Genomic DNA, 15,296 nt, shown 5'->3' with positions numbered 1-15,296 from the left:
ATACTAAATGATACTGAATTATAGCAGCGTTTGATTTAAAACCTTAAGGTTTTAATAGGCACGCCTATCGGCGTTCCAAGCTATCCATAAGCGTGTGCAATTAATTGCACATGCGTCTCAATTGCATAATTTATCCATCTGGGTCGTATTCATTGTATTTATAGGGTTTGGTTGATGGAGACTTGAGGTTCTCTACATCTATTGCTTTGTACGAGGAGGTATTTCAGATAGCACGCGCACCTCTTTTTGTTTTCTGGCTAGCTCCACTCGTTTGAGATACCCCAGCTTTATCAAACGAGTGGGGATAGGAACTTTACGGTTTGCAGCTTCGGTTTTGAGGTGCTTGATATTTTCTGCTTCCTCTTCCTCTTCGGGGTCGATGCTAGGGGTAATATCGAAGTACCAAATGCCATCCACCTGCTTAATGTCATCAACATGAAGCTGGCAACACTCTGTTACGCGCATACCTGTATAGAGGCAAATAATTGGCACCCAGATACAATCTACTGGTGGCTTGCCATGCCTTGTTTTCCAATTCCAGTTTGGAATAGTCGCAAAAATTTGATTGAGCTGGTTGATAGTGAAGGGATAACGCTTCTTCTTGCCCATTTTGGGCTTCGGTAATTTAGGCAACTTTTTGGCTATGTTGGTGGTTATATACTCCTCATCTACCGCGAATGAGAAGAGAGATGAGAAACTCTCAACATAGTGCTTGTGATTTTTATAAGAGATAGTCGCATCACCATTTTTTGCAGCCTGTGCGATAACTGCATCGGGAGATAGTCCTGCATATTTCTTCGTAGCATTAGTTGGGTAAGCCTTCAGACTCTCCGCTATCTCTTTCATACGTGTACGCGTAATACCGGAGAGAAGCGTTTCACTGCCAAGAAAGGCAATCAATAATTCATACTTCGCTTTGTATCCCTTTAGGGTGGAAGGTTCTACGATGTCTTCCTTGGTTTTGATAAATTCTTCAATCAACTCATTCAGTGTCTTATCTGGTTCTTTCGCACCTGATTGGATAGATGTAAGCGAGGCGTGAGAAGGGAGAGATTGAGCAAAAAAGCTATCGTGGCTTTTACCGGAGAAATCACCGTGGGTATAATGATTAAGACGGCGCTCTAGAAGCTCTCTATCGGCTCGTAGAACCAGTTGAACCATATCTTGATAGTGTTTGTGCTCATGCGGTAAATAGAAGCTGTGACGAACAATAATCTTGTCGGCTACTTTGGCTGCCCATGCCTCCCTCTCGTTCACCGCGCCTTCTGTGCTGTGGCTGTAGATGGAAAGCCCATCTCGCAGGTTATCAATATACTCATGGCGAGTCTGGTCATCTATCGAGAAGTATTTCTCGCTATCTTCGCTGCCATTCTTTTTAGCCTTTTCGGTAAACCACAAAAGAACAGAGCGCTGAATATCCAACATTGAAGCTATCGCTGCTTCTTGTTTATGAGCTAGTTTCTTCGCTACTGCTGATTCTTTGCGCGTATCACTGAAAAGTTGCTCGGCCTTACAGACCTCCAGATTTCTTTTCTGCTTGGCAACATCTAAATCTTTCGTGCCAAGGCTTAAACGCAACTCTCTCTTCTCCAGAGAGGGTCGCAGCTCTTCAGGGACTGCATAGCGAAAATGCCATGTGTCCCCACGCCGCTGAAGATACTGCTTTCCAGACAATTCTTTCATCCTCTCTCTGTACCAGATGTTTGTACCAAACGAAAGAAAGAACCTGCTATTTTACAATAGCTTATATATAAATCAAGGGCTTAGGAAAAATTGGTGGAGGGGGCAGGATTCGAACCTGCGTAGGAATACTCCGACGGAGTTACAGTCCGTTGCTTTTGACCGCTCAGCCACCCCTCCACAATGAGCGCTTGAAACTGCTATTTAGCGTGTCATTGACCTGTCCGCAAGGGAAGATATGCATTTATGCAATTTCCTGTTATAGAAAGCTCCATGAAAGCTACCCTTACCTCTGGTCATTATTTTATTTTTGGCATCCATGCTGTGCAAGCAGCCCTCAATAACCCTCAACGCGTAAAGCGCAAACTTTACGCAACTGGCAATGCCTCTGAGAAACTGAAAGTGCCGGAGGCAATCTATACGCATACCGTTGACGGAGACTGGTTAGATAAACTGCTGCCAGATTTCAGCGTGCATCAAGGCGTGGCGCTGGAAGTTCAGGCATTACCACAGCCCCACCTAATGGAACTGGCAGAGACAGGCAAACGCCTTCTCATGCTTGATCAGGTAAGCGACCCGCATAATATTGGCGCGATACTGCGCTCTGCTGCGGCGTTTGATGTGGGCGGTATCATTGTGCAGGATAAACATGCACCACGCGAGAATGCGACGATTGCTAAAACTGCAGCAGGGGCGCTGGAGTTGATTCCTTTAGTCGCTGTCACCAACCTCACCCGCGCGTTGAAAGAGTTGCAAAATGCTGGCTATTGGAGTGTGGGCATGGATGGCGACGCGAAACAAACCATCGATCAATTAAATTTAGATCCCAAAACCGTTCTCGTCATGGGCGCAGAAGGCAGCGGATTACGCCGTCTGGTCGCGGAGAAATGTGATTTATTGGCTAAGCTTTCGATCCACAGTCAGATGGAAAGTCTGAATGTCTCGGTCGCCACGGGCATTAGCCTCTATGCATTGGCGCAAAAGATCGGCTAAAGTGAGAATATGATTTCGCAGCTTAATCGTTATATCGGCACACAACTCGCTACGGCGCTATTGATTATCGCCTTTAGTTTGACGGCGATTGTGTGGCTGACCCAAGCGTTGCGCTTTGTGGATTATATCGTGAATCGCGGCGTCTCCTCACTTACTTTCTTACAACTGACCGGACTCATGGTACCATCGCTGCTCTTTGTGATTTTGCCTTTTGCCGTGTTTGTAGCGGTCTTGTTTATCTATCATCGCCTGATGCTAGACTCGGAGCTGGTGGTGTTGCGCGCGGCTGGACAATCGCGCTGGCAGCTCTCAAAACCCGTCTTTATGGTGGCCGGTTCGGCGACGTTAATTGCTTATATGATTTCGCTTTGGCTGATGCCGCTCACCTACCATAAATTTAAAGATATGCAGACCTTCTTGCGCGATAATTACGCCTCACTTCTATTGCAAGAGGAAGTGTTTAACACGCCGATTAAAGGTCTGACCGTGTTTGTACGGAAACGTCATAATAGCGGCGCGCTGGAGGGATTGTTGGTGCATGATAACCGCATTCAAGACCAACCTGTCACCATGATGGCGCAACGCGGGCGGATTGAAAAAACCGAATCGGGTCCGCGCTTTTTGCTTTATAATGGCAATCGCCAAGAGATGCGTTCGGGGCGCTTTTCTTTCCTAAAGTTTGATGAATATGCAGTAGATTTAAGTTTCTACGCCACCGAGGTGAGCTCGCGCACCCGCAAGCCTGAGGAATACTTTATAGGCGAATTATTTAGCGAGGCACGTATGGACCCTAAACGCTCAGGAGAGTTACTGGCCGAGGCTCACCACCGCTTAACATGGCCACTTTATACGCTTATTCTTGCCGGATTTGCCTTTGCAACTTTACTTCGCGGAGAGTTTAACCGGCGCGGACAAAATAGACGGATTGCGGTGATTTCCGTCTCCGCCATCGTGATTGTCGCCACCGCTTTGGGCATGCAAAGCTTAATCAGCAAACATTCCGAATTTATTCCGATACTCTATTTAAATTTATTGGCTTGGGCTGGATTTATCATCTGGCAATTGCGCGATACTAACTTCTCGCAAATCCCCACCTTCAATCAGACTGAAGGCTCCTCCGCATGACATTACCCCTGTATATTGCGCGCCAATTTGCCAGTGGAATTTTTATGACGCTTGGCGGATTACTGACCCTCGTTTTACTTTTAGACACGGTCGAGCTGACACGACGCACGGCCAATAAAGGCGGCGTTAGTTTTGGCAATGTGGTCGAAATGGCATTGATGAAAGCACCAGAAATGGCGCTGCGCATTTTGCCTTTTGCTGTGTTGATTGGCGTGATGATCGCGCTGACCAAACTCACTAAACGAAGTGAACTTGTCGCCGCGCGTGCTGCGGGCGTTTCCGTCTGGCAATTCTTACGTCCGGGCTGGTTAGTGACCTTGCTGATTGGCGTGTTATTTGTGACGGTATTTAATCCGATTTCCTCCTCCATGCTCTCACGGTTTGAGCAATTAGAGGCGAAATATATTTCGGGAAAATCGAGCGTTTTATCCCTCTCTTCTTCCGGATTATGGTTACGCGATTTTGAGATAACGCCTGAGGGCGAATCCCAAGAACGAATTTTCCACGCCCAAGGCCTCGATCAACAAGGCGTGATTCTACGCAAGGTTATCATCTTCCATTACGGCGCGGATAGTCGCTTCCTTGGCCGATTGGATGCGCAGTCCGCTAAATTGATGCAGGGCTCATGGGAGTTAAAAGACGTGACGCTCTCAAAACCTGGGAAACCAGCAGAGTTCTTTGATTCTACTCGCCTAAATACCGAACTCACCTTGGAACAAATTCAGGATAGTTTTGCTTCACCTGAGACACTTTCCTTTTGGGAATTGCCGCATTTTATCGGCTTGCTAGAAGAGGCAGGCTTCTCCGCCATTCGCCATAAATTACATTTTCAAGTGACACTTGCCTTGCCGCTCTTGCTGGTGGGGATGGTGTTTATCGGGGCGACTTTCTCGCTTCATTCGCCACGGCGCGGGCGTGTTGTGCTCCTCGTGGCCGGGGGAGTGTTGACCGGATTCCTAATTTACTTCCTCTCTGATCTGGTACATGCGATGGGATTATCGGGCAGTTTACCGCTGCTGGCCGCCGCGTGGATTCCGCCGATTGCCACGCTGCTGGGGGGCATCTGGCTTATCTTACATTTAGAACATGGTTAGAATGCTTTAACCGTTGCGAAAAGCCAAGCAGCTGCCTAAAACTTAAACTATGTGGCTGGCCGTGTTTATTTCTATTTTCTTTGCGTTTGGCAATGCTGCCGAAGCGGCGGAAAATAAAGGCGAGCCAATTTTCCTTTCGGCTGAAGAATTAGGCTATGATCGCAAGCTCGCCAAAGTCGTAGCGTTGGGCAAAGTGCAAGTGATTCAAGGTGAAATCATCTTGCTGGCCGATCGCCTCACCTATGATCAAAACACCAATGAAGTCCTAGCCAGCGGCAATATCTCGCTTCGGCAACCCAATGGCGATGTGCTTTTTGCCGACACCGTAAAACTTAAAGATAATCTCGAAGCCGGCGTGATCGAGAATTTCCGTGCGCGAATGGCCGATGATTCACTCTTCGCCGCGCGCGAGGCACGCCGCTTAAGCGTGAATGTGATTGAGATGGACAAAGCCGTCTACTCACCTTGTAAACTCTGCGATGATAAAAGCCCACTCTGGCAGGTCAAAGCCGAAAAAGTCACGCTCAATCAAGAAAAGCAACGGGTCGAATATGACGATGCATGGATGGAATTTTGGGGCGTTCCGGTCGCCTATACTCCGTATTTTAGCCATGCCACACCCGATGCAGATGCCGTAAGTGGTATCCTGACGCCAGAAGTGGGCGCGGATTCTGAGCTCGGAACTTTCGCCAAAGCGCCCCTCTTTTTAAGCATCGCTCCCAATATTGATGCAACCCTCACTCCCACTTGGTTAGCCAAAGAAGCTCCAGTGCTTGCAGGTGAATATCGTCACTTATTTGAGAATGGTTTTATGCAATGGCGCGGCTCCATCACCAATCCAAATAAACGTGATGAGTCCGGTGCTGAAATTGCCGGCAATGAAATTCGTGGGCACATTAAAGCCTTTGGTAATTTCAATATTTCCGACACCTGGGACTGGGGTTTCGATATTAGCCGCACGACCGATGATACTTATTTGCGCCGTTACGATATCAGCTCCGAAGATACCCTCACCTCGCGCGCTTACATTGAGCATGTGGAAGATCGTCGTTATGCCAGCGTGCAGGCACTCGCCTTTCAGGGGCTCACGATTAATGATAACTCAGATACCTCGCCGCTTATTTTGCCGATCGCCGACTTCGCATGGGAAGGGCAACCCGGCTGGCTCAATTCTCGCCTCAATGTGGAAGCCGGCACCACCGTACTGACACGCGATATTGGCGCACAGAGTCGCCGACTCTCCACCTCCCTAGGCTGGGAAATCCCTTACATTACTGAAGGCGGACATGTGCTAGAAGCCAAAGCTTCCGTTCGCGGCGATGTCTACTCTGTCGAGGATGTCACCCGCACCGGCTTCGCCAATGACTTTGACGGCACCCCCGCGCGTGTGGTTCCGCAATTGGAGCTGGGATGGCGTTATCCCTTACTCAATCAATATGCGCCTAATCGTAGCTTGCTGATTGAGCCTATCGCGCAATTTATTGTCAGCCCCGGTGGCAGTAACAGCGATAAAATTCCCAATGAAGATAGCCTTGTGCCTGAATTTAATGACTCTAACCTCTTGCAAAGTAATCGCTTCGCTGGATATGACCGGGTTGAAACCGGTTCACGTTTTAACTTAGGCATACAGGGCTTGTGGCAATTTGCCGATACCATGCAGACAGATTTCCTCATCGGCCAGCACTATCGCACCGATGAAGATAACCCCTTCCCCTTCAATAGCGATTTAACGCAAGAGCGTTCTGACTATGTTGGCCGCGTCGCCGTCACGTGGGATACGCACCTGACAACCGCCTATCGTTTCCGCCTTGATAAAGATGATTTCGCACCTAAACGCACCGAGATTAATACCACACTCAATTTGAACCCGGTCTTTTTACAGGTCGATTACTTAGATCTCAACGATGATTCTTTCCTCGATAATCGTGAAGAAATTGTCGCAAGCGCAAGCGTCGCCGTCACGGATTACTGGACTTTATTCGCCGGGACGCGTAGAGATTTGAAAGAAAACGAACAAACCGTAGCCAATGCAGGGTTTCGTTATAGTGATGAGTGCTTTAAACTTTATGGTAACTTTAACCGAAGCCTCATCCGTGACCGTGACGTCGAACCCAGCACTTCCTTCGTGCTACGTGTAGAATTAGAGAATTTAAACTGATGCGATTGATACTTTTATTCCTTCTTTCCGCCCTTACTTTCGGTGCGACTGCGCACGCTAATGTCGGCCACTTAAGCGTGGTTGCCGTGGTCGGCGAAACGCCTATTTCTAACCTCGATCTCGTCGATCGCGCACAACTTATTATCCGCTCTAGCGGCTTAACGGATTCGCCGGAGATTCGCAAAAAGGTAACCTCGCAAGCGATGAAACAATTGGTCGATGAACGTCTTCAGGCAATCGATGCGAAGAAGCGTGGTGTCGTTGTCTCTGGTGAAGAGATGGCCGCCGCCATTGGCGGATTAGAGCAACAAAACGGTCAAGCTCCCGGCAGTTTGCAAGGCTTTATGGTGCGCAAAGGCGTTGCGTGGGAAGCTTTTACCTCGCAACTACGTGCACAACTTTTATGGAATAAAATGATGGCGAAAGTGATCCGTCCAAAAGTTCGCATTTCCGAAGCTGACTTTGAACGTTCCGCTAAAAACCAACGTCTCGTAGAATCAGGCCAGGAATATAATATTACGCCACTCGTGCTCACCATCGATTCGCCGGAAAAAGAGGCGCCTCTTTTCGCACTCGCACAAAAAATCGTTGAAGATGTGCGTGGCGGAGCGCAGCTAGAAGCCGTGATGCAGCAATTAATGAAAGTGCCTGCCGGGAAAGAACCGCGCTTCTGGGTGACGATAGATCAGCTGGAACCTTCACTTGCAGCACCTCTTCAAGCGGCAACACCGGGTGAATTAATCGGCCCCATTCGTTCAGAACGTGGCATACACATTATGCGCGTCAATGAAGTTCGTGCCAAAAGCAACGTGACGATGATTGATCCGAGTCAAGTTATTCTGAAAGAAATACTCCTAAGTTTGCGCTCAGAGGCGACACCAAAAGAAGTCACCCTCACCATGAATATTGCCCAGCAGGTTGCCCGTAATCCAGGCACATGTCTGGAGCCAAGTGTGGCCGGTATCGAAGAATTTACCGATACGGATATTAAAGTTTCTTTCTTGCAGTCAACCGTAAGTGACCTCCCGGCCTATGCACGCCAGCAAACACAAAATTTAGATGTCGGCAGTGTGGGCGAACCTTTCGCGACCCCCCAAGGCATTCGTTTCTACATTCTTTGCGAGAAAGTAGAAATGCCCGCGCAAGTGTTGGCAGATGAAGGATTACGCGAGCGACTCTTCCGCGAAAAGCTTGACCTTGAAGCCTCCAAGTTCATGCGTGCGCTGCGTCGTGAGAACTTTATTGAAATCCGTACTTAGGTGAGCTTCCCTCCACTTAAAGAACATATGACGCTACACGGCGTTCGTCCCGATAAGCGCTTTGGCCAGCATTTCCTAATGGATGGCAATATCACCGACAAAATCACGCAATTATCCGGGAAACTATCCGGCGTTCACGTGATTGAAGTGGGCCCTGGTCCTGGCGGACTTACCCGCTCGCTCCTTAAATCTGAAGCGGCAACTATTCACGCGATTGAAAAAGATTCACGGCTCTTACCCCTATTGGCAGAGCTCGCTGCCAGCGATAAGCGTTTGCAAATTCTAGAAGCCGATGCGTTAAGTTTCTCGATACCCGATGCCATCCCGACCCCGCGCGCGATCATCGCCAACCTGCCTTATAATGTCGGCACCGCAATGCTGATTAAATGGCTCAAGGAAATTGCTGATGATGCAGGCAGCTATCAGTCGCTCACCCTGATGTTCCAAAAAGAAGTGGTCGACCGTATTGGCGCATCGCCGGGTAGCAAACATTATGGCCGTTTGAGTGTGCTAAGTCAGTGGTTGTGCGATGTGCAGCCCTTATTTGATTTACCCCCGAAGGCCTTTACCCCACCACCTAAAGTGGATTCCAGTGTCGTACGGCTGATCCCTCGAAAAGCCCGTGCAAAATGCGATATTAACGTGCTTGAACGTGTGACCGGTGCCGCTTTTGGCCAGCGTCGTAAAATGCTGCGCTCCAGTCTTAAATCACTACACCCGGAACCTGGAATCTGGCTAAAGCAATGCGGCATTGAGCCGACCTTACGCGCCGAATCTCTTTCTTTAATAAATTTTATAGATTTAGCGGCCAGTCTAAAGGCCTAAGATAACTCTTCTAAGAAATAGACGGGGATCCGACAATTCTGAGTCAATAGAAAAAACCCGACCACTCACTACGACAGGAGCCGGGCATAGCAATCGCTATTGAACCGTTTCCACCTCTGGCAGAGTCAGGCGATCATCTTCTTCTTTGCTTTCGATCGCTTTTTTCATGAGCATGCCTTCTTCAGCATCCCACTGATAACGATAAATGATGGTTTTAGTGCCCGTCATAACGATTTCACCATCTTCCATCTGAAGAACATCAAATCCTTTTTGCAGCGCTTGATTAACCAATGAAGAAGATTGACGCAAATAACGAGGATCCATCATCATTTCAGTGATGCTGGAATCTACTCCTTCACCGGCTTCTTTCGAACGGTTTGGCATATTTAGCTTTTCGAGCAGCCTGTTTTTATACGTCATTTTTTCCTCATCTCAGCTCCATGAGAGCTGAATATTAACTTAAGACAACCTAAAGTTGCCAAAAATAAACGGTTCTTAACTAAAAGGACCATAGCCGGATAGAGCGTTTTGTCAACTTCTGCAAGCAATTATTATGGAAACTAGCATCTAATGATTCTTCACCCAGCCTAATTCTACAGAAAAAGGCCTAAGAATATTTTAATGATCCTAGGCCTTTTTACTTTCTACCCTTCGTGCCTAGAGTCGGTTTAACTCCTCTAGAAGTTCATCCGATGCGGTAATAACTTTTGTATTCGATTGATACGCACGCTGCGCGACAATCAAATCCGTTAGTTGTTCCGAAAGCTCTACGTTTGAAGATTCTAATACGGAAGACACCACATCCCCCACTCCGTTATCACCGGCTTCACGTAGGTTCACTTCGCCTGACTCACGCGTTTGCGCGAACACATTACCTGAATCGGTTGCAAGACCATTCGGATTTGAGAAGTCGGCAAGGGGTAAGCGATAGACCGCTTTCACATCACCGTTACTAAAGCTCACCGAAACGATACCATCCGAATCAATATTTACTCCGATCAAATCTCCCACTTGCGAACCATTTTGGTTTACGAAGTTTACGTTATAATCAGCCGAGAATTGACTTAAGCCATCGGTATCACCAATCAAGGTCGCATTCTCTGTCCCTTGCGGTAAACCTGCTGTACCAAACCCAAACGTCACGTTGCTTGATAAAGCGCCATTCGTCCAATTAATATCGACAGGATTTGTAAGCCCTTCACTCACGCTACGTAAGCTACCATCACCGTTAAAGACAACCGTACCTGTTGCAATCTGACCATCAACCAACGCCGTGTTCACTTCATCTGCTGGCACCGCATAAACCTCAACAGCCCAAATGTTATCATCCACTTTGATCACACTCATTTGAAGATCATGGGGTGTTCCCAGAGCATCAAATATTCGTAGAGACCGGCTAAACTGTGCTTCAATGTCACCAGAGGCCATATTTTGCCCCACCGCACCTGTCGTATCATAACGCGGACCCAATGGGCCTGTCGTTTGCGCCGTGTAGGCCGCACCATTGAGAGACGTGACTAAACCCAGTTCTGCAAGCAAACTACCATTATTGCTCTGCACACGATCAATCAAGTTACCACCGCCTGTTGAAGCCGCTGGAATACCTGCCACATTGGCAGCGGTAATGCTCACTTGATACGTATTCGCATCAATCACGCTCGTAATCACGTGCGAGGCATTTAACTCAGCCGCTGCGAAGTTAGCAAACGAACCAGCACCCGCATTTGTTGATCCTGCAAGCGTAATATTTTGGCCCGCACTGAAACCATGATTAGGGTCCGTAATCGTCACTGTAACTGGGCCAGCGGCACCGGTTACATCCGCTAGCAATACTGCGATTGCATCATTACCCAAGCGCGTTACTGGATTTTGCACGAAATCATCAAACTGAATCGTATCAAGTGGATCATCCACACGAATCTCCAATGTTGAATTGGAAAGCGGGTTACTGATAATTGACGTCACGCCCTCATCCGCATTTACAAGATTATTCAATCCTTGCAAGGTCGAGAAACGACGCGTTGATGTCGTTATATTCACAATGTCTAATTCCGTCACCCAATCAATCCCCTTAAGGGTTGCCGTGCCTGTTGCATCTCCATTCGTGAACGTCACCGCTTCATTTGCATCTTCCGCACCCACAATAAGTCGGCCACCCTCAACCTTCGCGGTTAAGCCAACGACTTCATCAATCGCCTGCGCTAAGTTTGTTAGAGTATTAAATTCACCCGAAACCGTGCTTGGAGAGTTAGCTGAATACGTGAAAGGAGGTGTTGTTACGGTCGGCGTTGAAATCGTAAATGAACGCGCCGCTGAAGTAAAGTCACTCACATTACTGCCACGTAGGAACGTTTCAGTTACCGTCGTCGCATCCAGAATATTACCAACGAACTGACGAGTATTTACCGTCCCCGACCCCCCATTAAGACCACCGGCTGAAGCATTGTTGGTCACCGAAATTGTGAAAGTATTCGCACCGGTACGTGTCACCACATGGGTACTATTGAGTTCCGCTGCTGTAAACGTATCAAATGCCGCCACACCTGCAAGAGTTACCGTACCGCCACTAATCAATCCATGATTTGGGATCGTCACTTGCAATACAGAGGTGAGGCCTGTTGTTTGAAGATCAGCGGCGGCTAAAGTCGTGACAGTCGTATTATCAACACCCCCGTCACCAATGTTAGCAAGCCCTCCTGTTGTCACATTACGACCAATCGAGAACCCACCATAAGCATAAGTAAATTCCAGACCATTACCCGTATTTATCGTAAATTGATCACTACGAGTAATGCTGTTAGTTGGCGCTAAGCTAAACTCATCCGGAACCAAAATATCATCGGCAGAGGCGCCAAAGTTTGCTGTTGAGATTGCATCTAAAGTGACTTGATCACTTTCACCCGGGAAAATTACTTGTTGTGCATCAAAGTTAGCACCGATATTGACCGCTGTGGTCGCACTCGCATCACCCGTTGCTGTATCCACATTAACAGTTTCCAAACTATCAAGATTCGCACTTGTAGTTGGAATATTGCCTGCGGTATCGAGTCTCCACCCTTGGAGGAAGAAGCCTGAAGCATTACGGAAGTTACCGAGAGAATCAGCACGGAATGAGCCGGCACGTGTATATTGTGGTACGTCTGTACCATCGGTTCGTCCATTCACAACGAAGAAACCATCGCCTGAAATTGCAATATCGGTGGGCGCATCGGTTGCCAGTAGCAAACCCTGCTTATCAACTGCCTGACGCGTTGTCGCCAAAACCCCGCCTGGAGAATAAACCCCGTTTGAACCTGAGCTACCATTAACCACCAGTGTTTCAAATTGGCTTTCCGCCCCTTTGTAACCGACCGTGTTCACGTTAGCGATGTTATCCGAGATAACGCCGATTTTGCTCGCCTGTGCTTTTAGCCCAGATACCCCTGCAAATAATGCTCCATATAAACTCATAACTGTCTCCTAATCCTGCAATAATATGTTCTGTATTTACCTTACAACTTTCGTGCCATTTTTAATGAATGACTAAAATCTTCCTACAACAGAGGCGATTTTATCAACATCCACCTCAAGAGCTCCATTCAGTGTCATCACTGGTTTTGGCCCATTCAGCGCAACCGAAGTCACGACACCCGAAGTAAAGGTCTCAGCATCGACTAAATCACCGTTAATATCGCGCGCGGCAACACCAAAACTATAGGTCCCATTTGGCATATCCGTGCCGTCGAAGCTATTCACCCCATCCCAATTATAGCTGTAGCTTCCTTCTGAAGCTTCTACTGTCTGAGTACTAACCGGTCGCCCTGCTGCATCGAGAACCGTAATAGAGGCCGTCTGCACTCCAGCTGGAAGGTTATATGAGAATGCCGATTGGCCATCTTGTAAAAATCCGCTATTGCCGGACGTTTCGACATATTGACCGATATAAGCGACGGCACTGTCGGCTTGCGACGTGCTGTTTAATGAAATCAAGTCTTCAAGTAACTTGTTCGTTTCGACCGATTGCTCGACGCCGGTGAAGGAAACCAATTGCGCCGTCATCTCATTCGTATCAAGCGGCTCTGTGGGGTCTTGGTTCTGAAGCTGCGTTGTAAAGAGGAGCATAAACTCGTCAAAATCTTCCGCCAATGACTTACGCGTCTGATCTGCCGAAGACAACTCCGCATCTTCACGACGCAATGTAGACGTCGCAGGGCTCGCCGCCTCGCTAAAACCTAATGTTGATAAATCTAGCATCTTACCTTCTCCTAAACCTTAATATTGAGGCTATCATCTACCCCAACCATATAATTTACTTGTGACCCATCGAGCAATGCCTCGGCGATCATTTCATCGGGGCTCGCCATCATCGCATCTAAACTCTCTTCTTCTGCTTGTGGGTTGCTCGATGCACTTTCTTCGCGCTCTTGCTGATCGCCTGCAAATTGCTCTTGCAGGTCAAAACTCATACCACTATCAGACATATCCATGCCTAAATCAGCGAAAGCTTTTTCTAATGAGCGGCTATCGCGTTGCAGCATCTCAAGCGTATCGCGATTCTCCGCAACGATGGCCAGCGTCGTACGACCATCTATCGCCACTTCAACGCGTACATCGACACGGCCTAACTCATGCGGACGGAGACGAATATTAATATTCGTATCGCCCTTCTCAATACCTTGCTTCACCTGTACCGCGACTTGGTCGCGTACAGAATTTGGATTCAAATGCGCGCGCGCTTTAAACGAGCGAGCTTCGCGAAGCTTCGCATCAAAATCGAGTTTTGAATCACTCGCACTTAAAGCAAGCGATGATGAAGACTCAAATGTTCCGCGCGTTTCAATCGGACGCTCTGCTGACTCACGCAATAACGGTTGAACGGAATTCTGACGCAATAGGGCCGCCGCACGAGGATTTACCTCACGCGCCTGCGCACTTAAGACATTATTACGGCGCGCGGCTTCCGCCGGAACAACCTGCGCATCTGGACGATCATTCATACGCGGCAATGGCTCAAAACGATCTCCTTCACCCTCGCCTTTCAGCACTGAAAACGGTTGAGAGGAATTCGCTAAACGCGATTCTTGTTTTGATTCTGCTAGCGGCACCATGCCTGCCACTCTTGCGCCTGAAGCGACTTCTGAACCTACCACCTGACGCCCTGCACGTGCCGCAAGCTCAGCCGAACCTGCCGGCAATAACAAAGCTTTCTCTAGTCCAGCCGTTGCAGCTTCAGATGCTGGCGACGTTCGATTAAAAGCCAACAACGCATTGTGACTCGTTTCCTTCACGAAAGCAGAGAGCACAACGCCAAAAGGCAAATCTGCTTCGCCATCCGTCACCATTTCTAATTGCTCCCAGACCTCTTCGACTGGCTTATCCAATATGCGCGCAAGCAGTTGTAATAGCCCCGGCGCCTTGGCCTTCTCTTCAATATCATCGCCTGAGATTGCGAAATTTAATTCCACGCCCAGATCAGCAACTATCTCTGTCGGGTCAATCGGCACTAAGCGGAGAGACTCCAAGTTCTCTTGAATTTCCGAAACGACGACACCAAACAACTGCGCCAAAATTCCGATCGATTCATCCGAAAGCTCAAATTCTTGAACTGCCGGCACCTCTTTGGGTGTAGAAATAAGATTCGCAATCGAACCCTTCTTTAATTCACTCTGCCCCGCAGCGCTAACATCGACGAGAGTTAGACCCTTCTGATGTAATGCTTGACCTAACTCAGCCAATTCGCGCAAAACGGAAAGGAGCCCTGTTACAGATTCATGTTGCAAACCCTCACCGGGTGGAAAAATCTGCTCGGCAGAATTTGCCCTATTAAGCTGCAAAGCCGCCGGATCGACGCCTAAAACACGCGCCATTGCCTCTAGCTGCTCTGTTGTTAACTCAGGTAAAGCGGGGGCGATATCCGTTGGCAAGCCCTCCGCCTCTGGCGAAACAAGATGGAGGCGCTGTAGAAATGCGGCCATTAACTTCGGTGTGGGCAGCAATTCAGCGCCTTCCGGTGTCATTTCCGTTAATTTTCCTTCAAAAAGCTGATCAAACTGCTCCGGTGTGGCGGCGGCAAGCGCTTCGCCTGCTTCAGGATCAATTGCTGTACCCAACGCATTCGGGGCTGCAGCTTCAGATGAAGACGATAAGATAGAAAGTAAATTTATCTGCACATTGGTTCTCCTT

At 48.3% G+C, this 15,296-nt stretch carries 11 protein-coding genes and 1 tRNA gene; 6 read left to right on the top strand and 6 right to left on the bottom strand.

The features are described from left to right. Window positions 1–198 precede the first annotated feature (198 nt). Entirely contained in the window at window positions 199–1,683 is a 1,485-nt protein-coding gene (locus P8P30_00580) for a hypothetical protein (GenBank protein ID MDG1286041.1), read from the bottom strand. A 91-nt stretch (window positions 1,684–1,774) separates the two neighbouring features. Beyond that, window positions 1,775–1,860: transfer RNA gene (locus tag P8P30_00575), tRNA-Tyr, on the bottom strand. A gap of 93 nt (window positions 1,861–1,953) precedes the next feature. Here P8P30_00575 and rlmB point away from each other — a divergent pair. The 6 genes from rlmB to rsmA are packed head-to-tail and all read left to right on the top strand — an operon-like array spanning window position 1,954 to window position 9,134. Continuing rightward, the gene (gene rlmB, locus P8P30_00570; protein MDG1286040.1) at window positions 1,954–2,673 is read left to right on the top strand and encodes a 23S rRNA (guanosine(2251)-2'-O)-methyltransferase RlmB; all 720 of its coding nucleotides are present in this window, start codon (window positions 1,954–1,956) and stop codon (window positions 2,671–2,673) included. A 9-nt stretch (window positions 2,674–2,682) separates the two neighbouring features. Further along, window positions 2,683–3,798, top strand: a complete 1,116-nt coding sequence (locus P8P30_00565) for an LptF/LptG family permease (protein MDG1286039.1) — start codon at window positions 2,683–2,685, stop codon at window positions 3,796–3,798. Then, entirely contained in the window at window positions 3,795–4,892 is a 1,098-nt protein-coding gene (gene lptG, locus P8P30_00560) for an LPS export ABC transporter permease LptG (GenBank protein MDG1286038.1), read from the top strand. The genes P8P30_00565 and lptG overlap by 4 nt, the downstream gene beginning before the upstream one ends. A 49-nt stretch (window positions 4,893–4,941) precedes the next feature. Continuing rightward, window positions 4,942–7,050: an LPS assembly protein LptD gene (gene lptD / locus P8P30_00555; protein ID MDG1286037.1), complete on the top strand. Its 2,109-nt coding sequence runs from the start codon at window positions 4,942–4,944 to the stop codon at window positions 7,048–7,050. A gap of 5 nt (window positions 7,051–7,055) precedes the next feature. Then, entirely contained in the window at window positions 7,056–8,309 is a 1,254-nt protein-coding gene (locus tag P8P30_00550) for a SurA N-terminal domain-containing protein (protein MDG1286036.1), read from the top strand. Next, window positions 8,310–9,134, top strand: coding sequence for a 16S rRNA (adenine(1518)-N(6)/adenine(1519)-N(6))-dimethyltransferase RsmA (rsmA, locus tag P8P30_00545; GenBank protein MDG1286035.1), 825 nt, complete (start codon window positions 8,310–8,312; stop codon window positions 9,132–9,134). A gap of 96 nt (window positions 9,135–9,230) precedes the next feature. On the opposite strand, the gene P8P30_00540 is transcribed toward rsmA, so the two are convergent. From P8P30_00540 to P8P30_00525, 4 genes are all read right to left on the bottom strand, one after another. Next, window positions 9,231–9,554 carry a DUF2671 domain-containing protein gene (locus P8P30_00540; GenBank protein MDG1286034.1) on the bottom strand — a complete coding sequence of 108 codons (324 nt, stop codon included), beginning with the start codon at window positions 9,552–9,554 and terminating at the stop codon, window positions 9,231–9,233. 237 nt (window positions 9,555–9,791) lie between these two features. Further along, the gene (locus tag P8P30_00535) at window positions 9,792–12,584 is read right to left on the bottom strand and encodes a flagellar hook-basal body complex protein (GenBank protein MDG1286033.1); all 2,793 of its coding nucleotides are present in this window, start codon (window positions 12,582–12,584) and stop codon (window positions 9,792–9,794) included. A gap of 72 nt (window positions 12,585–12,656) precedes the next feature. Continuing rightward, window positions 12,657–13,367, bottom strand: coding sequence for a flagellar hook capping FlgD N-terminal domain-containing protein (locus tag P8P30_00530; GenBank protein MDG1286032.1), 711 nt, complete (start codon window positions 13,365–13,367; stop codon window positions 12,657–12,659). Between the two features lie 11 nt (window positions 13,368–13,378). Beyond that, on the bottom strand, window positions 13,379–15,283 hold the full coding sequence (locus P8P30_00525) for a flagellar hook-length control protein FliK (protein MDG1286031.1): 1,905 nt from the start codon (window positions 15,281–15,283) through the stop codon (window positions 13,379–13,381). Window positions 15,284–15,296: the final 13 nt, after the last annotated feature.

The sequence above is a fragment of the Rickettsiales bacterium genome (assembly GCA_029252805.1).
Classification (GTDB): Bacteria; Pseudomonadota; Alphaproteobacteria; order Rickettsiales; family JALZUV01; genus JALZUV01.
Note: the sequence above shows the minus strand (reverse complement) of the source record. Positions and strands in the feature narration are given on the sequence as shown.